Genomic DNA, 14,051 nt, shown 5'->3' on the forward strand with positions numbered 1-14,051 from the left:
GGCTGCGGTGGCTCAGCGGCCGAAGTGCAGCGCGTCGACCGCTGTGCCCAGCGCTTCCACGCGCACGGTGCTGTGCTGGCCGGTACGGCAGTGATGCTCGCTGGCCCGCGAGGCAGCGGCATCGAAGGCGGCCGCACCGGTGCTGAACACTTCGGTCGCGCGTGTCTGCGGATCCAGGACGGACCAGCGCTGGGCGGTGCATTGGACAGTGATGACCATGGTGGGCTCCTGCGGTTCTGGGAAATCGGGGACCGGCGCAAGGCCGATCTCCGATGCCCGACCAGCCTAGCCAGCGCCCCGGAGAAGACCTATCGGATTTATCCGAAAACTCCCCACCATCGCCTCAGAAAGCGCCCCCCATCACATCCCTGAGGCCATTTAGGAAACCCGTTCCGTGACCCTTGTCACGAAGTCAGCCGCGCTTCACACTATCGTCATCAACAGGGGCCCCTTCCACATGCGCACCTCGCTTCCACTGCAGCGTTCGACGCTGCTGAAGTTCTATTTCGCCGCCAGCTACGTGGTATTGATCGAGGAACTGGTCCGCGCATCGCTGAGTTGAGGATCGGCCAGCGATGCTTGCCGCTGCTGCCGGGACCGAACAGACTGTCGGTTTACGGCACGGAGCCGCGCCCATGAAAGTCCTGATGCTGATCCCGCTGCTGGCTCTGGCCGCGTGTGCCAGCCCGGAAAAACCAGTCACCCATGACGCCGCCACACCCGTGGTCGGTGGCGATCGCGATGCGCACGGTTGCATCGGTTCGGCCGGCTATCAGTGGTGCGAACGCAGCCAGCGCTGCGAGCGCCCGTGGGAACTGGCACAGGCGCAGGGCCTGGCCAACACCGCCGAAGCCATCGATGCCTACTGCGCCACCCCGGCGTCGCCGGCACGCAGGTAACGGGCCCACCAATGACCGACCTGACCCCGCTGCCCGCGCTGGCACCTGGCCGCTACCGCCACTTCAAGGGTGGCGAGTACGAAGTGATCGACATCGTCCGCAGCAGTGAGACGCTGCAGCCGATGGTTCTCTACCGCACTCTGTATGGCGAGGGCGGCCTGTGGGTGCGGCCCTATGCGATGTTCATTGAGCAGGTGCCCGGCGAGCACGGCCCGCAGGCGCGTTTCGCCCGCATCAGCGACTGAGCGGTGCGGCTCACGCCGCGCGCACGGTATCGCCGGGCATGCTGAAGATCCCCTGCGAGACGGAACCCGCATGCGCCACACCCTGTTGATCGCCCTGTCGCTGGCCAGCACCCCGGTGCTGGGCGCGGAACCTCCCAGCTTCGATCGTCCCGGCATCGGCTTCGGCACCGACACGGTGCCGCGTGGCGGCCTTGCCGTCGAACTGGGCCTGCCCAGCTATCAACGTGAGCGTGATCGCGACGGCCTGCGCACGACGACGCTGTCCAGCGACCTGCTGCTGCGCACCGGGCTGGCTCCGGGCTGGGAACTGCAGTTGGCGTCCACGCCATGGCAGCGTCAGCGAGAACGTGGCCCCGACCTGCCGCGCACGCAGCAGCGCGGCGCCGGCGACAGCACCGTCGGAGTGAAATGGGCAGGTCCCGGCAGTACCGAACGCACGGCGTGGGCGCTGCTGGCCAGCGGGGTGATCGCGCGTGGCGATGCAGCCTTCAGCGACGGCCGCCAGTACGCGCTGGCCGCCAGCGTCGAGCACAGCTTCAACGACCGCTGGAGCGGCGCGCTGTATGGCAGTCATCAGCGTGGCGCCGGCCAGCGCAGCACCACCTGGTCGCCCAGCCTCTCGTTGAGCGTGACCGAGCGGCTTGGCACCTATCTCGAAGCCGGTTTCACCCACGCCAACCAGCAACCCGACGAGGCCATCGCCGGCGCAGGGCTGACCTGGATGCTGCGGCCGAACGTGCAGCTGGACGCCTCGTTCGACCTGGGCCTCAATCGCAACAGCCCCGACCTGCAGCTCGGCACCGGCATCGCGTTCTATATGCAGTGAGCTCAAGACCTGATCGTGCGCGCCGGGCGCATCGCCCCCGCGCTACAATCATACCGTCCAGTCGGTTTCGTTCCCCCCATGACAGAATCCCCTCCCCGCTCCCGCCGCAAGGCGCCCGACAGCGTGCGCCAGGCACTGCTGCACGCGACCGCCCATACCCTCGGCCAGAATGGGCTGGCGGCCCTCACCGTGCAGGACGTCGCCGACGCCGCCGGTGTCAGCAAGGGCGCGCTGTTCCATCACTTCAGCAGCAAGCAGGACCTGATCGAGGCGACGCTGACCTCGCTCATCGCCGACTTCGAGGACAGAGTGCGTGCGGTGCTGCGACAGTCCCCGCGCCGCCATGGCGGCTTCAGCCGTGCCTATGTGCAGGTGAATTTCGAGCATCTGCTGCAGCAGGAGCAGATCAACGACATCGGGCTCACCATGGGCAACATGCTGGAGCCGGCGCTTCTGGTCTACTGGCGCACGTGGCTGCGCGGCATGCTCGCCGAGTTCCCGGATGAAGCCAGCGATCCGCGCCTGTACGCCGCGCGTTGCGTTGCCGATGGTTACTGGGCCACCGCCTATGGGCGGCCGCTGGACGAAAACGAGCGCCAGAATGCCCAGGCCATGGCCCTGGAGGCACTGAAGCTGTGCGAACCGGCATGAGCAGGAGGATTCGATGAACCCATATCTCTACCTGGCCGGTGCGATCGTGCTGGAGGTGATCGCCACGTCCCTGCTCAAGGCATCCGAAGGCATGACCCGGCTCGGTCCCACGCTGGGCGCGCTTGCCGGTTACGGCGTGTGCTTCTACCTGCTGTCGCTGACGATGAAGTCGATCCCCACCGGCATCGCCTATGCGATCTGGTCCGGCGTCGGCATCGTGCTGATTTCGCTGATCGGACTGCTGGTGTTCAAGCAGCGCCTGGACGCTCCGGCGCTGATCGGTATCGGCCTGATCTGTGCCGGCGTGCTGGTCATCAACCTGTTCTCGCACAGCAGCGCGCATTGAACGCGCTGCTGCACGAACACCCGGGCTAGGCGACCTTCTTGGCGACGGTCATGCCAAGCACGAACAGCACAACGGCAATGATGATGCCGGCCCAGAACAGGAACTTCGCGATGCCCACGGCAGCGCCGGCGATGCCGCCGAAACCCAGCGCACCGGCGATCAGGCCGATGATGGCGAAAATGATGGCCCACTTGATCATGTCGATCCTCTCCCTGGCGGGAATACTGAAGGTGGGATCAGGTTAGGTACGCCGCGATGCCACACGCGTGAACAGGTCGCAGGCGCGGCGTGAAACGAACCCGCTCAGCGCGGCCGGAAGCGCAGCAGCGCCACTGCGAAAGCGAGGAACACGCTGCCGACCAGGCGTTCGAACCAGCGTTGCGCAAATGGCTTTGCCAGCCAACGGCGCAGCCCATGCCCGCCTGCGGCATACATCACGTACCAGAACAGTTCGCAGGTGGCGAAGGTCGCCACCAGCACCGTGTACTGCACGGCCTGGCCACGCGCGGGGTCGACGAACTGCGGCAGGAACGCGGCGGCGAACAGCAGCAGCTTGGGATTGCTCAACCCCACCAGCAGGCCACCACGGAACACTGCCCAGGCACCGTGCACCGGCGCCAGCGCTGCTGCATCGACGTCTGTCGCCACCGGCGCCTGCCGGTAGCTGTCCCGCCACGCCTTGATGCCCAGCCAGGCCAGGTAGGCCACACCCAGGTAGCGCAGCACATCGAACAGCATCGGCGATGATCGCAGCACCGCGCTCAGGCCGGCCGCGGACGCCGCAAGCACCAGCAGCATCGCCAGCAGGCAACCGGCCATGGCCGGCACGCTGCGACGGAAGCCCAGGCCGACGCTGCGCCCCAGGATGTGCAGCATGTTCGGGCCCGGCGTGCCACACAGCACGAAGACTGTCGCCAGGAACCACCACCAGGTATGCAGGGCCATCACTTCATCCACCGTAATAATCCCTGCAAGGATAGTGCGCAGCGGCTGTCACCACCATGTACAGTCCGGGGTCGATTCGACGGTTACAGCCGGTGCGGCTCAGCCGGTGGCAATGCGCGATGCGCGCAGCTCGGTCATCGCGATGCGCAGCACCCGAAGCGCCGAGCGCAGGAACACGACCAGCAGCGCGATGGCGACCAGCAGGTCCGGCCAACCGGCACCGAACAGCGCCACCAGCCCCGCCGCCAGCACCACCGAAACGCCCTCGAAGATATCGTTGCGTGCGCATTCCCAGGCCGATGCCAGGTTCACGTCATCATTGCGATACGGCGTCAGCAGCCACAGGCAGAAACCGTTGGCAGCCAGGTTCAACAGCGCGGCCAGGCCCATGCTTTCGAACAGGGGAACCTGCGGATGCGCCAGCCGCCATCCGATCTGTGCCGCCACTGCCACGGCCGCAGCCAGGATCAGCACGCCCTTGAACAACGCAACCCGCGCCTTGGCCGCCACGCCGGCCCCCACCACCAGCAGGCTCAGCAGATAGGTCGCCGCATCGCCCAGGTTGTCCAGCGCACCGGAGAGCAACGAGGAGGAATGGCTGTACCAGGACGCGCCGACCATCATCAGGAAGGTCGCCAGGTTGATCAGCAGGACGATCCACAGCACGCGCCGGTGGCGCGCCTGCATGGCTGCCACATCCAGCGTCTTGCCGCAGCCACAGCATTCGCCCATCGCCCTGCCCTCTGCCTGTCGTACCCCATTATCACGCCAATCAGGCCCGTCGGCAGCTGCTGCGGCGGGTCCACCCACAATTGCACGTCCTGGCCCCTGTTGTGCTGCAATGGCGCTTCCCCGGCACGGAGACACGCATGAAGACGCTTGGCCTGATCGGTGGCATGAGTTGGGAGAGTTCGGCGCAGTACTACCGCCTCATCAACGAAGAGGTACGCGCGCGGCTGGGCGGCGCGCATTCTGCGCAGCTGCTGATGTGGTCGCTGGATTTCGCCCGCATCAAGCAGCTGCAGCACGACGGCGACTGGAATGCCCTGGGCAACGAGATGGTCGATGCCGCACAGCGGCTGCAGGCCGGTGGCGCCGACCTGCTGCTGATCTGCACCAACACCATGCACAAGCTCGTTGCTGAGATCGAGGCGGCCTGCCCGCTGCCCTTGCTGCATATCGCCGACCCGACTGCCACGGCGATCGTGCAGGCCGGTCTGCAGCGTGTCGGCCTGCTCGGCACCGCCTTCACCATGGAGGAAGACTTCTACCGTGGCCGCCTGAGCGAGCGCTTCGGCCTGGACGTACTGGTTCCGGAGGCCGATGACCGCCGCGAGGTGCACGCGATCATCTACGAGGAGTTGATCGCCGGGGTGGTCAACGAGCGATCACGGCAGGTGTACGTCGAAGTGATTGAACGCCTCGTTGCCCGCGGTGCCCAGGCGATCATCCTCGGCTGTACCGAGATCATGCTGCTGGTACGCGCCGAAGACAGCCCGGTGCCGCTGTTCGACACCACGACCCTGCATGCACGCGCGGCAGTGGACGCAGCGTTGGCGTAACCCACGGCGGGGTGCAGTCGAGCAGGCTCGACTGCACGGTCAGGCGTCCGGTCACGCAGGCAATTCGGGTTGCACTTCCAGCGAAGTAACCAGCCATTCCACCACCGGTGGCGAATCGCACAGGAAGAACACGGCGTCGCCGCTGCGGGCTTCGGTCAGCATCCGGTAGACACTGATGGCCACGCCCGATTGGCTGGCAATGAAAATCTCGCTGCTGCGCGGCCCGTCGGCCTGGCGGGAAACCCGCCGCAAGGCATCGCGGGCCGCAACCGTATCTTCCGGCTCGGCTTCGCGGGTCAGTTCCAGGCCACGCAGGCCCCACGCAACAAAAACACGCTTGCCCTTGAACGTCGTGTCCAGGACCTGCACGTCGGCCGCGCCTGCGCCGGCCGACCGATGAATGACGATACTGCTGATCAACGCAACCCCCTGTGGTCGTCGTGGTCCGCACATCCTTGTCCGCACCCGCGCCAGCGGCCACGGGCGATGCCCGAAGGCCGCGTCCGAAAGCGCTGGAACGTGTAAAAAACTGTAAACCGATGCAATCGGATGTGCCCGGGATGATACGGGATGTAACGCCCTGCATGCGCCGTCGCACACTTATAAATCCGTCCTGAGCCAGCGCAACCCGCAGTCGTCGCAGAGCGCCATACGTGCGCCATTCTTGCGTCCCATCCCCAAACCGAGGTTTCAATGAGCCTTCGCCTGCTACTGCCCTTGGGCGGCTCTGCACTTGCCCTGCTGCTGGCCGCAACGACTGTCTCGGCCCAGGATTACGACAGCGAATCGTCGCCGCGCACGACCTGCGAATCGCACTTCAACAAGACCCAGCAGTGCCCGTTCGAAGGACGCGCGCGACTGGCGCGGCAGCTGTCGGTGACGCGATGCGTTGAAGATGACAACTGGGGACAGCGCCGCGGCATGCTGTGGGTTACCGACGGCTGCCGCGCCGAATTCGTCGCCGAAGAGCGCGGGCGTGGCCGCTGGCCCGGGCGTGGGCGTGACCGTGATCGCGATGGCGAGCGCCTGGTCTGCGAATCCTACGAAAACAAGGAGAAACAGTGCCGCATCCGCGTCCGTCATGACGTGCGGCTGGTCAAGCAGAAATCGGTCACCCCCTGCACCGAGGACCGCAACTGGGGCTGGGACCGACGCGGTGTATGGGTCAGCGACGGCTGCCGCGCCGAATTCCGCGTCTACTGAGTGCGATGGCTGCGGGCCCATCATCGCTAGAATGAAGCTCCCGCAGCAGGAAACACCGCATGGAACGCTGGTACCTGGCAACGATGATGTCCTTGCTGCTGCATCAGATCGATGCCGCGTTCTGGCAGGAGTGGCGGATGTTCCAGGTGCCCGGCGGCATCCAGGGATTCCTGCTTTTCAATCTGCTTGCCATCGGCGTACTGCTGCACGGTTACCGTCAGGTCGTGCTCGGCCTGGGCTCTGCGCGCCGCTACGCACTGCTGTGCGGCGCGCTGGCTATCGGCACAGCCCTCATCCATGCAGGCTTCGCTGCGGCCGGTCGCGATGAATTCCACCTGCCCCTGTCGCTGCTCACGCTTCTGGCCTGCCTGGTCAGCGGCAGCGGTTTGCTGCTGCGCATCCGTCGGCGATGAACGTGCGGGCTCCAGCAGTTCGGATACGCGCGGCCGTGTGCACGGATCTTCCGGCACTGATCGCCCTGGACAGCGTTGCGGCCGATGACCCACGGCGTGCCGTGCAGATCGGCCAATGGCTGGCGGACGGCCACATGCACGTCGCCGAACTCGACGACACGCTGGCCGGCTACCGGGTCCAGCACCGGCACTTCTTCGGTGAAGCCTTCATCGAGATGCTGATGGTCGCCGCGCCACTGCGCGGACACGGCGTCGGCAGCGCGCTGCTTCTGCATGCCACGTCGTGCAGCGCAGGTGCCAGGCTTTTCACCTCCACCAACCAATCCAACGCCAACATGCAGCGGCTGCTGGCAGCCGCTGGTTTCCAGCAGTGCGGCATCGTGCACGGCCTCGACGAAGGCGATCCGGAGTTGATCTACCGCTTCGCTACTGACGATGTGAGGTAGGGCGCGACCTTCGCTTCCAGCAGCGCCATCAGCGCCGGATCCATGCAGCGATAGTCGTCGGGGATATCCAGGCAGTGCAGCGGCGTGTGTTCAAGCAGGCGGGCAAAATTCGCCTGCAGCCGATGCTGGTGCTTGGGCTCCATCACGAAGATGACATCAGCCCAGCGGATGTCCGCTGGGCTGATGGGCCGGCGCGCATGCGGGCTGGTGCCTGCCGAGCGCGCACTGATACCTGGCCGGCGCTGCCACATCGCTTCAGCGGTGGGGCTGCGCAGCTGGTTGCGACTGCAGACAAACAACAGGTTCAACATTCCTGGTCCAGCAGTTGCCGCGGGCTGAGGACTGGATAGGTGAAACCCAGCTGGCGCGCCCGCAGCAGCTTGTCGCCGCGCGTATACATCAGCTTCCAGTTCTTTTCCGGCTTGAAGATCGACGGTGCTGCCGTGTGGTCGCCAGCGTGGTGGCGCGACTGCGAGCGCCTCCAGGCGCGGTTCCTTTGCGTTTCCATGATCGTGTTCTCGTGAGTACCGGGTTCAGCAGCCGCGGTAGTACGAGTGCGCGCAGGATACAACGCCGCAACAAAAAAGCCCACGCATCGCTGCGCAGGCTTGTCTGTTACATCACAGTGGTCGGGACGGCCGGATTCGAACCGACGACCCTCTGCCCCCCAGGCAGATGCGCTACCAGGCTGCGCTACGCCCCGACTGATGCTGCGATGTGCCCGCCAGTGCGGCGGGCCGTGAAGTATAGCGGATTACGGCGGAAATGGGTCAGCGACGCAGCAGTTGCAGCACTTCTTCCAGTTCCATCCGCACCTGCTTGATGATCTGGTTGCTCAAGGCCGATTCCTCGCGCGCATCCGGACCATCCAGGCGCAGGCGCGCGCCACCGATGGTGTAGCCCTGTTCGTACAGCAGGCTGCGGATCTGCCGCACCATCAGCACGTCGTGGCGCTGGTAGTAACGACGGTTGCCACGGCGCTTGGCCGGCTCGAGACTGGGAAACTCGGTTTCCCAGTAGCGCAGCACGTGCGGCTTGACGTCGCACAGTTCGCTGACTTCACCAATGGTGAAGTAGCGCTTGGCCGGAATCGGCGGAAGTTCGCGGTTACTGCCCGGATCCAGCATAAGCTTCCACCCTCTCCTTGAGCTTCTGGCCCGGACGGAAGGTAACCACCGTACGGGCGGAAATCGGAATTTCCTCGCCGGTCTTGGGGTTGCGACCTGGGCGCTGGTTCTTGCGCCGCAGGTCGAAATTGCCAAAGCCCGACAGCTTCACCTGACGTCCCTGTTCCAATGCTTCACGCAGCACATCGAAGAACGCGTCGACGAATTCCTTGGCTTCCCGCTTGTTCAGACCGACTTCGTCGAACAGCTTTTCCGCCATCTCCGCCTTGGTCAATGCCATTGCCTGCTACCCCCGAGTGCTGCCCGCTCAGCCGCGGATCCGGGCGTGGTGTTCACGCTCGATGGCAGTGACCGCCTCGGCCACTACCGCTTCCACGTCGCGGTCCGTCAGAGTGCGCGACTTGTCCTGCAAAATCAAGCCCATAGCGAGACTCTTGAATCCCGGCTCGACGCCCTGGCCGACATAGCGATCGAACAGGTTCAGCTCGCGCAGCAGCGGACCGGCAGCCTGGCGGATGGTCGCGGCCAGGTCACTCCAGGCCACCTGTTCAGGCACCAGGAAGGCCAGGTCGCGGCGCACTGCCGGGTAGCGCGACAGTTCACCGGCGCGCGGCAGCGCACGGGCCGACAGCGCTTCCAGATCCAGCTCGAAGGCGTACACGTCCACGTCGATGTCCATCGCCTTGGCCAGGCGCGGATGGATCTGGCCGATCCAGCCGATGGCCAGGCCGTCGCGGAACACCTCGGCCGAACGCACCGGATGGCCGTAGGCACGCGAGGATGGGCGGAACTCCAGGACCGCGCCACTGGCCGCGGCCAGCGATTCCAGGTCGCCCTTCAGGTCATGGAAATCGATCTTGCGGGTCGGCAGGCCCCACTGCACCGCCTGCGCTTCACCGCAGACCGCAGCGGCCACGCGCGGGGTTTCCAGCGGCGCCGGCTGGCCATCTCCGGCCTGCTGCGCGAACACCCGGCCAAGCTCGAACAGGCGCACCCGGCCGAGCTGGCGGGCGGCGTTGCGGCCCAGCGTGGCGACCAGGCCCGGCAGCAGCGACGGGCGCATCACCGCCAGCTCGGCCGACAGCGGGTTGGCCAGCGGCACCAGATCCTCGCGCAGCTGCCACTGGCCCAGCAGGCCATCGTCGACGAAGGCGAAATTGACGGTTTCCTGCAGATCGCGTGCGATCAGCTGGCGGCGCACGCTCAGCGCGTCCAGCTGGGTCTCGGACGGCATCGCGACACGCGATGCGCCACCCGGCAGCGTGGTCGGGATCTGCTCATAACCGTGGATCCGGGCCAGCTCCTCGATCAGGTCTTCTTCGATGGCGATGTCGAAGCGGCGGCTCGGCGCGGTGACCTGCCAGCCTTCGCCAGCGGCGACCACGTCCATGCCCAGCGCGCGCAGGATGCGCTCGACTTCGGCGTCTTCGATGGTGATGCCCAGCACGCGGGTGATGCGCGCGCGGCGCAGCAGGATCGTCGCCGGCTGCGGCAGGTCGGCCTCTCGTACCGCTTCGGTAACCGGTGCGGGGGTACCGCCGGCCAGGTCCAGCACCAGGCGGGTGGCGTATTCGATGGCAGTACGCGGCAGCGCCGGGTCGACGCCACGCTCGAAGCGGTGGCCGGCATCGGTGTGCAGGCCCAGCTTGCGGCCGCGGCCCATGATCGCGGCCGGCGCGAAGTGCGCCGCTTCCAGGAACACGGCGGTGGTGGCATCGGTAACACGCGTGTCGAAGCCGCCCATCAGGCCGGCCAGGCCGACCGCGCGATCAGCGTCGGTGACCACCAGGAAGCTGTCGTCCAGCGCAGCATCACGGCCATCCAGCAGCTTCAGGCTTTCGCCTGCGCGCGAACGACGCACACTGATCGTGCCCTGCAGGGTACCGAGATCGTAGGCGTGCATCGGCTGGCCCAGCTCAAGCATCACGTACTGGGTGATGTCGACCAGCAGCGATACCGGGCGCACGCCGCTGCGGCGCAGGCGCTCGGCCATCCACAACGGGGTCTTCGCCGCGGCGTTGACTCCTTCGATGACACGACCCAGATACCGCGGCGCTTCGGCACCGGCATCGAGCTGGATTGCCAGCTCGCGGCTGCTCTGGGCAGCGATCGGTGCTGCGATGAAATCCAGTACTTCGCTGCGCGTCGCTGCGGCGACGTCATAGGCGATGCCGCGGATGCTGAAGCAGTCGGCGCGGTTGGGGGTCAGCTTGATCTCGATGCTGGCATCCGGCAGGCCGAGGTACTCCACCAGGGACTGGCCGACCGGCGCGTCGTCCGGCAGTTCCAGCAAACCAGAGGCATCGTTGTCCAGGCCCAGCTCCTTGGCCGAGCACAGCATGCCGTTGGATTCGACGCCGCGCAGCTTGGCCGGCTTGATCTTCAACTCACCGATCTGCGCACCGACCATCGCCAGCGGCGCGACCAGGCCCGGTCGTGCATTCGGCGCACCACAGACGATCTGCAGCAGCTCAGCCTGCCCCGCATCAACCTTGCACACCTGCAGGCGGTCGGCTTCGGGATGGCGCTCGGCTTCGACGATACGCGCGACGACCACGTGCTGCAGGCCATCGCCAAGCGCGGTCACGTCTTCCACTTCCAGGCCGATGGCGGTCAGCACCGCGCTGAGCTCATCGCGCGAGGCAGTGGTCGGGACGTGGCTGCGCAGCCAGTTTTCGGAGAATTTCATGGGTTCACCCTGGTGGGCCCGGCGCATGCGCCTGGGCCTGCGTTGTTGAGTCCGCCGGGCATGGCCCGGCGCTACCTTATGCGTTACGCGAACTGCTTGAGGAAGCGCACGTCATTTTCGAAGAACGCGCGCAGGTCGTTGACGCCGTAGCGCAGCATCGCGAAACGCTCCACGCCCATGCCGAAGGCAAAGCCGGTGTAGCGTTCCGGATCGATGCCGACGTTGCGCAGCACGTTCGGGTGCACCATGCCGCAGCCGAGCACTTCCAGCCAGCGGGTGCTGCCATCGGGCTGCTGCCAGGCGATGTCCACTTCCGCGCCGGGTTCAACGAACGGGAAGTAGCTGGGGCGGAAGCGCATCTCGAAATCGCGCTCGAAGAACGCACGCACGAACTCGGACAGCGTGCCCTTCAGGTCGGCGAAGGTCGAATGCTCGTCAACCAGCAGGCCTTCGACCTGGTGGAACATCGGCGAATGGGTCTGGTCGCTGTCGCTGCGGTAGACCTTGCCGGCGGCGATCATGCGCAGCGGCGGCTGGTGTTCGCCCATGTAGCGCACCTGCACACCGGAGGTATGCGTGCGCAGCAGTCGGCCGTCACCGAAGTAGAAGGTGTCATGCATGGCGCGCGCCGGATGGTGCGGCGGGAAGTTCAGCGCCTCGAAGTTGTGCCAGTCGTCCTCGATCTCCGGCCCTTCGGACAACTCGTAGCCCAGCCGGCCGAAGATGCCGGTGATGCGCTCGAGGGTGCGGGTGATCGGGTGCAGGCCGGCGCGTTCGCCACTGCGGCCCGGCAGCGTGATGTCGATCGCCTCGGCAGCCAGCCGCGCATCGAGCGCAGCATCTTCCAGCACCGCCTTGCGCTCGCCCAGCGCGCTGCTCAGCGCGTCGCGGGCCTGGTTGATGGCCTCACCGGCCGCCTTGCGCTCGTCGGCCGGCAGCGCACCGAGCTGCTTGAGCTGCGAGGTGATGCTGCCGCTCTTGCCAAGCAGGGCCACGCGCAGCTGCTCCAGCGCGTCCGGGCTCTGCGCGGCGGCCACATCGGCCAGCGCCTGGGAAGTGAGGGATTGGATGTCGCTCATGGGTAGCCGGAACTCCAGTCGGTCTGCCATCGCGATGCGCGAAGGGCCGCGCCGTCGCAACCGCTTGCCGGTCGCCCGCCATCTGCACGGCTGCGCCCGGCACAAAAAAGAATGGGGAAGGACTTGCGCCCTTCCCCATGCATTGCCTCTACCTGACACCGTTCTCCGTGAACGGCAACGGCATCGGGAAGGACTTATGCCGCCAGTGCGCCCTTGGCCTTTTCGGCCAGTGCAGCAAAGCCAGCTGCGTCGTGCACGGCGATGTCAGCCAGAACCTTGCGGTCCAGGGTGATGCCAGCCTTCAGCAGGCCGTTCATGAAACGGCTGTAGCTCAGGCCGTTGATGCGGGCAGCCGCGTTGATGCGGGTGATCCACAGCGAACGGAAGTTGCGCTTCTTCTGCTTACGGCCGATGTAGGCGTACTGCTGTGCCTTGATGACCGCCTGCTTGGCGACGCGGAAGACCTTGCGACGGGCATTGTAGTAGCCCTTCGCCAGATCAAGGATTTTCTTGTGGCGGCGACGCGCCTGTACGCCACGCTTTACTCGTGCCATGTATCAGTCCTCAGAGGTAGGGAAGCATGCGGTCCAGACGGCCTGCGTCTTCTGCGCGGACGTGATTCGTCTGACGCAGGTTACGCTTACGCTTGGTCGCTTTCTTCGTGAGGATGTGGCTACGGTTGGCGTGGCCGCACTTGTACTTGCCCGAGGCGGTCTTGCGGAAACGCTTGGCCGCTGCCCGGTTGGTCTTGATCTTGGGCATTGCAATGTCCTTGATGGGATATGACCCTGGTTTCTGACTGATCTGGCGGCGGCCTGGGCCGCTCTTTCCGTCCTGCCATGATCGGCGTACGACCCGTCCTGGGTGGGTCGAGCCGGGCATGATACAGGCAAATCCGCCCTGTAACCAGCCCCCACACCGTTTTCACACCGAGACCGGCCCTGCCCGCCCCGGAAAAGCAAAAGGACGCCAGCGGCGTCCCTTCACCTTCATCCATTCAGCCGCCAGGCGCCCCGCGAGGCAGCCCGTCAGGCGTCAGGTCTTCTTCTTCGGCGCGATCATCATCACCATCTGACGCCCTTCCAGGCGCGGACGGGATTCGATGACGATGTCTTCGCCCAGATCGGCTTCGATCCGGCCAGCCATCTCGCGGCCCAGTTCCTGATGGCTCATTTCACGGCCACGGAAACGGATGTTGACCTTGATCTTGTCGCCTTCTTCAAGGAAACCGCGCATCTTGCGCAGCTTGATCTGGTAGTCGCCCTCGTCCGTGACCGGACGGAACTTCACTTCCTTGATCTCGACCTGCTTGGTCTTCTTCTTGGCCTCGCTGGCCTTCTTCTGGGCTTCGAACTTGAACTTGCCGAAGTCCATGATCTTGCACACCGGCGGGTCGGCCTGCGGCTGGATCTCGACCAGGTCCAGGCCTTCATCTTCGGCCATGGACAACGCTTCGTCTCGCGTCAACACGCCGATCATTTCTCCGTCACTGCCGATCACGCGGACGCGCGGCACACGGATTTCCTGATTCTTGCGGTTCTGTTTGTTGTCAGGGGTACTGATATTGCGATCTCCCAAGGGTGTCGAACCCGGCCCGGGCGCCAATGCGCACGGGCCGGA

At 65.7% G+C, this 14,051-nt stretch carries 23 protein-coding genes and 1 tRNA gene; 9 read left to right on the top strand and 15 right to left on the bottom strand.

The window, feature by feature from the left end; all coding sequences use genetic code 11:
• Positions 1 to 12: 12 nt before the first annotated feature.
• Positions 13 to 219 carry a hypothetical protein gene (locus AC1DCU_RS02265; protein WP_025876332.1) on the bottom strand — a complete coding sequence of 69 codons (207 nt, stop codon included), beginning with the start codon at positions 217 to 219 and terminating at the stop codon, positions 13 to 15.
• 416 nt (positions 220 to 635) lie between these two features.
• Between AC1DCU_RS02265 and AC1DCU_RS02270 the strand changes: the two genes are divergently transcribed.
• From AC1DCU_RS02270 to AC1DCU_RS02290, 5 genes are all read left to right on the top strand, one after another.
• Positions 636 to 899 (top strand): hypothetical protein, encoded by a 264-nt coding sequence (locus AC1DCU_RS02270; protein ID WP_033831612.1) that lies wholly within the window; start codon positions 636 to 638, stop codon positions 897 to 899.
• Positions 900 to 910: 11 nt separating this feature from the next.
• Positions 911 to 1,144: a DUF1653 domain-containing protein gene (locus AC1DCU_RS02275; RefSeq protein WP_442251529.1), complete on the top strand. Its 234-nt coding sequence runs from the start codon at positions 911 to 913 to the stop codon at positions 1,142 to 1,144.
• A 70-nt stretch (positions 1,145 to 1,214) separates the two neighbouring features.
• Positions 1,215 to 1,970: a transporter gene (locus tag AC1DCU_RS02280; RefSeq protein WP_282280001.1), complete on the top strand. Its 756-nt coding sequence runs from the start codon at positions 1,215 to 1,217 to the stop codon at positions 1,968 to 1,970.
• Between the two features lie 78 nt (positions 1,971 to 2,048).
• Positions 2,049 to 2,621 carry a TetR/AcrR family transcriptional regulator gene (locus tag AC1DCU_RS02285; protein WP_134832865.1) on the top strand — a complete coding sequence of 191 codons (573 nt, stop codon included), beginning with the start codon at positions 2,049 to 2,051 and terminating at the stop codon, positions 2,619 to 2,621.
• 13 nt (positions 2,622 to 2,634) lie between these two features.
• Positions 2,635 to 2,967 (top strand): SMR family transporter, encoded by a 333-nt coding sequence (locus AC1DCU_RS02290; protein ID WP_032978627.1) that lies wholly within the window; start codon positions 2,635 to 2,637, stop codon positions 2,965 to 2,967.
• A 25-nt stretch (positions 2,968 to 2,992) separates the two neighbouring features.
• On the opposite strand, the gene AC1DCU_RS02295 is transcribed toward AC1DCU_RS02290, so the two are convergent.
• The 3 genes from AC1DCU_RS02295 to AC1DCU_RS02305 form a co-directional block, all read right to left on the bottom strand.
• Positions 2,993 to 3,166 carry a DUF1328 domain-containing protein gene (locus AC1DCU_RS02295; protein ID WP_025876319.1) on the bottom strand — a complete coding sequence of 58 codons (174 nt, stop codon included), beginning with the start codon at positions 3,164 to 3,166 and terminating at the stop codon, positions 2,993 to 2,995.
• 104 nt (positions 3,167 to 3,270) lie between these two features.
• Complete coding sequence (locus AC1DCU_RS02300; RefSeq protein WP_032978625.1) at positions 3,271 to 3,912, bottom strand: LysE family translocator; 642 nt, start codon at positions 3,910 to 3,912, stop codon at positions 3,271 to 3,273.
• Positions 3,913 to 4,011: 99 nt separating this feature from the next.
• The gene (locus tag AC1DCU_RS02305; protein WP_025876315.1) at positions 4,012 to 4,644 is read right to left on the bottom strand and encodes a cation efflux transmembrane domain-containing protein; all 633 of its coding nucleotides are present in this window, start codon (positions 4,642 to 4,644) and stop codon (positions 4,012 to 4,014) included.
• 137 nt (positions 4,645 to 4,781) lie between these two features.
• On the opposite strand from AC1DCU_RS02305, the gene AC1DCU_RS02310 reads away from it, so the two are divergent.
• Positions 4,782 to 5,474: an aspartate/glutamate racemase family protein gene (locus AC1DCU_RS02310; RefSeq protein ID WP_099784890.1), complete on the top strand. Its 693-nt coding sequence runs from the start codon at positions 4,782 to 4,784 to the stop codon at positions 5,472 to 5,474.
• A 51-nt stretch (positions 5,475 to 5,525) separates the two neighbouring features.
• On the opposite strand, the gene AC1DCU_RS02315 is transcribed toward AC1DCU_RS02310, so the two are convergent.
• On the bottom strand, positions 5,526 to 5,927 hold the full coding sequence (locus AC1DCU_RS02315) for a hypothetical protein (RefSeq protein ID WP_105164414.1): 402 nt from the start codon (positions 5,925 to 5,927) through the stop codon (positions 5,526 to 5,528).
• A 240-nt stretch (positions 5,928 to 6,167) separates the two neighbouring features.
• Here AC1DCU_RS02315 and AC1DCU_RS02320 point away from each other — a divergent pair, with 240 nt between their 5' ends.
• The 3 genes from AC1DCU_RS02320 (at position 6,168) to AC1DCU_RS02330 (ending at position 7,536) form a co-directional block, all read left to right on the top strand.
• Entirely contained in the window at positions 6,168 to 6,677 is a 510-nt protein-coding gene (locus AC1DCU_RS02320; protein ID WP_088101307.1) for a DUF3011 domain-containing protein, read from the top strand.
• 59 nt (positions 6,678 to 6,736) lie between these two features.
• A complete protein-coding gene (locus AC1DCU_RS02325) occupies positions 6,737 to 7,090 on the top strand; it encodes a DUF6713 family protein (protein ID WP_282280005.1) in 354 nt (117 codons plus the stop codon).
• A gap of 101 nt (positions 7,091 to 7,191) precedes the next feature.
• Positions 7,192 to 7,536: a GNAT family N-acetyltransferase gene (locus AC1DCU_RS02330; protein ID WP_306415591.1), complete on the top strand. Its 345-nt coding sequence runs from the start codon at positions 7,192 to 7,194 to the stop codon at positions 7,534 to 7,536.
• On the opposite strand, the gene AC1DCU_RS02335 is transcribed toward AC1DCU_RS02330, so the two are convergent.
• The 10 genes from AC1DCU_RS02335 to infC all read right to left on the bottom strand — a co-directional run bounded on the left by AC1DCU_RS02335 (position 7,506) and on the right by infC (position 14,009).
• Positions 7,506 to 7,847, bottom strand: a complete 342-nt coding sequence (locus AC1DCU_RS02335) for a low molecular weight protein tyrosine phosphatase family protein (protein WP_025876304.1) — start codon at positions 7,845 to 7,847, stop codon at positions 7,506 to 7,508. The genes AC1DCU_RS02330 and AC1DCU_RS02335 overlap by 31 nt on opposite strands.
• Positions 7,841 to 8,044 carry a hypothetical protein gene (locus AC1DCU_RS02340; RefSeq protein ID WP_025876303.1) on the bottom strand — a complete coding sequence of 68 codons (204 nt, stop codon included), beginning with the start codon at positions 8,042 to 8,044 and terminating at the stop codon, positions 7,841 to 7,843. Before AC1DCU_RS02340 ends, AC1DCU_RS02335 begins: the two co-directional genes overlap by 7 nt.
• Positions 8,045 to 8,162: 118 nt before the next feature.
• Positions 8,163 to 8,239: transfer RNA gene (locus AC1DCU_RS02345), tRNA-Pro, on the bottom strand.
• 67 nt (positions 8,240 to 8,306) lie between these two features.
• Positions 8,307 to 8,663: a MerR family transcriptional regulator gene (locus tag AC1DCU_RS02350; protein WP_005410431.1), complete on the bottom strand. Its 357-nt coding sequence runs from the start codon at positions 8,661 to 8,663 to the stop codon at positions 8,307 to 8,309.
• A complete protein-coding gene (locus AC1DCU_RS02355; protein WP_005410432.1) occupies positions 8,644 to 8,943 on the bottom strand; it encodes an integration host factor subunit alpha in 300 nt (99 codons plus the stop codon). Before AC1DCU_RS02355 ends, AC1DCU_RS02350 begins: the two co-directional genes overlap by 20 nt.
• Positions 8,944 to 8,970: 27 nt before the next feature.
• The gene (gene pheT / locus AC1DCU_RS02360) at positions 8,971 to 11,352 is read right to left on the bottom strand and encodes a phenylalanine--tRNA ligase subunit beta (RefSeq protein ID WP_032978612.1); all 2,382 of its coding nucleotides are present in this window, start codon (positions 11,350 to 11,352) and stop codon (positions 8,971 to 8,973) included.
• 83 nt (positions 11,353 to 11,435) lie between these two features.
• Positions 11,436 to 12,431, bottom strand: coding sequence for a phenylalanine--tRNA ligase subunit alpha (gene pheS, locus AC1DCU_RS02365; RefSeq protein ID WP_032978609.1), 996 nt, complete (start codon positions 12,429 to 12,431; stop codon positions 11,436 to 11,438).
• A gap of 194 nt (positions 12,432 to 12,625) precedes the next feature.
• The gene (rplT, locus tag AC1DCU_RS02370; RefSeq protein ID WP_005410435.1) at positions 12,626 to 12,985 is read right to left on the bottom strand and encodes a 50S ribosomal protein L20; all 360 of its coding nucleotides are present in this window, start codon (positions 12,983 to 12,985) and stop codon (positions 12,626 to 12,628) included.
• A gap of 10 nt (positions 12,986 to 12,995) precedes the next feature.
• The gene (gene rpmI, locus AC1DCU_RS02375; protein ID WP_002811096.1) at positions 12,996 to 13,193 is read right to left on the bottom strand and encodes a 50S ribosomal protein L35; all 198 of its coding nucleotides are present in this window, start codon (positions 13,191 to 13,193) and stop codon (positions 12,996 to 12,998) included.
• Between the two features lie 273 nt (positions 13,194 to 13,466).
• The gene (gene infC / locus AC1DCU_RS02380) at positions 13,467 to 14,009 is read right to left on the bottom strand and encodes a translation initiation factor IF-3 (protein ID WP_025876259.1); all 543 of its coding nucleotides are present in this window, start codon (positions 14,007 to 14,009) and stop codon (positions 13,467 to 13,469) included.
• Positions 14,010 to 14,051: the final 42 nt, after the last annotated feature.

The organism is Stenotrophomonas sp. 10L48 (assembly GCF_056395105.1).

Bases quoted from the DNA above. Each gene is read 5' to 3' on its own strand.
- AC1DCU_RS02265 (WP_025876332.1), bottom strand. From the start codon at position 219: ATGGTCATCACTGTCCAATGCACCGCCCAGCGCTGGTCCGTCCTGGAT.
- AC1DCU_RS02270 (WP_033831612.1), top strand. From the start codon at position 636: ATGAAAGTCCTGATGCTGATCCCGCTGCTGGCTCTGGCCGCGTGTGCC.
- AC1DCU_RS02275 (WP_442251529.1), top strand. From the start codon at position 911: ATGACCGACCTGACCCCGCTGCCCGCGCTGGCACCTGGCCGCTACCGC.
- AC1DCU_RS02280 (WP_282280001.1), top strand. From the start codon at position 1,215: ATGCGCCACACCCTGTTGATCGCCCTGTCGCTGGCCAGCACCCCGGTG.
- AC1DCU_RS02285 (WP_134832865.1), top strand. From the start codon at position 2,049: ATGACAGAATCCCCTCCCCGCTCCCGCCGCAAGGCGCCCGACAGCGTG.
- AC1DCU_RS02290 (WP_032978627.1), top strand. From the start codon at position 2,635: ATGAACCCATATCTCTACCTGGCCGGTGCGATCGTGCTGGAGGTGATC.
- AC1DCU_RS02295 (WP_025876319.1), bottom strand. From the start codon at position 3,166: ATGATCAAGTGGGCCATCATTTTCGCCATCATCGGCCTGATCGCCGGT.
- AC1DCU_RS02300 (WP_032978625.1), bottom strand. From the start codon at position 3,912: ATGGCCCTGCATACCTGGTGGTGGTTCCTGGCGACAGTCTTCGTGCTG.
- AC1DCU_RS02305 (WP_025876315.1), bottom strand. From the start codon at position 4,644: ATGGGCGAATGCTGTGGCTGCGGCAAGACGCTGGATGTGGCAGCCATG.
- AC1DCU_RS02310 (WP_099784890.1), top strand. From the start codon at position 4,782: ATGAAGACGCTTGGCCTGATCGGTGGCATGAGTTGGGAGAGTTCGGCG.
- AC1DCU_RS02315 (WP_105164414.1), bottom strand. From the start codon at position 5,927: ATGTGCGGACCACGACGACCACAGGGGGTTGCGTTGATCAGCAGTATC.
- AC1DCU_RS02320 (WP_088101307.1), top strand. From the start codon at position 6,168: ATGAGCCTTCGCCTGCTACTGCCCTTGGGCGGCTCTGCACTTGCCCTG.
- AC1DCU_RS02325 (WP_282280005.1), top strand. From the start codon at position 6,737: ATGGAACGCTGGTACCTGGCAACGATGATGTCCTTGCTGCTGCATCAG.
- AC1DCU_RS02335 (WP_025876304.1), bottom strand. From the start codon at position 7,847: ATGTTGAACCTGTTGTTTGTCTGCAGTCGCAACCAGCTGCGCAGCCCC.
- AC1DCU_RS02340 (WP_025876303.1), bottom strand. From the start codon at position 8,044: ATGGAAACGCAAAGGAACCGCGCCTGGAGGCGCTCGCAGTCGCGCCAC.
- AC1DCU_RS02350 (WP_005410431.1), bottom strand. From the start codon at position 8,663: ATGCTGGATCCGGGCAGTAACCGCGAACTTCCGCCGATTCCGGCCAAG.
- AC1DCU_RS02355 (WP_005410432.1), bottom strand. From the start codon at position 8,943: ATGGCATTGACCAAGGCGGAGATGGCGGAAAAGCTGTTCGACGAAGTC.
- pheT (WP_032978612.1), bottom strand. From the start codon at position 11,352: ATGAAATTCTCCGAAAACTGGCTGCGCAGCCACGTCCCGACCACTGCC.
- pheS (WP_032978609.1), bottom strand. From the start codon at position 12,431: ATGAGCGACATCCAATCCCTCACTTCCCAGGCGCTGGCCGATGTGGCC.
- rplT (WP_005410435.1), bottom strand. From the start codon at position 12,985: ATGGCACGAGTAAAGCGTGGCGTACAGGCGCGTCGCCGCCACAAGAAA.
- rpmI (WP_002811096.1), bottom strand. From the start codon at position 13,193: ATGCCCAAGATCAAGACCAACCGGGCAGCGGCCAAGCGTTTCCGCAAG.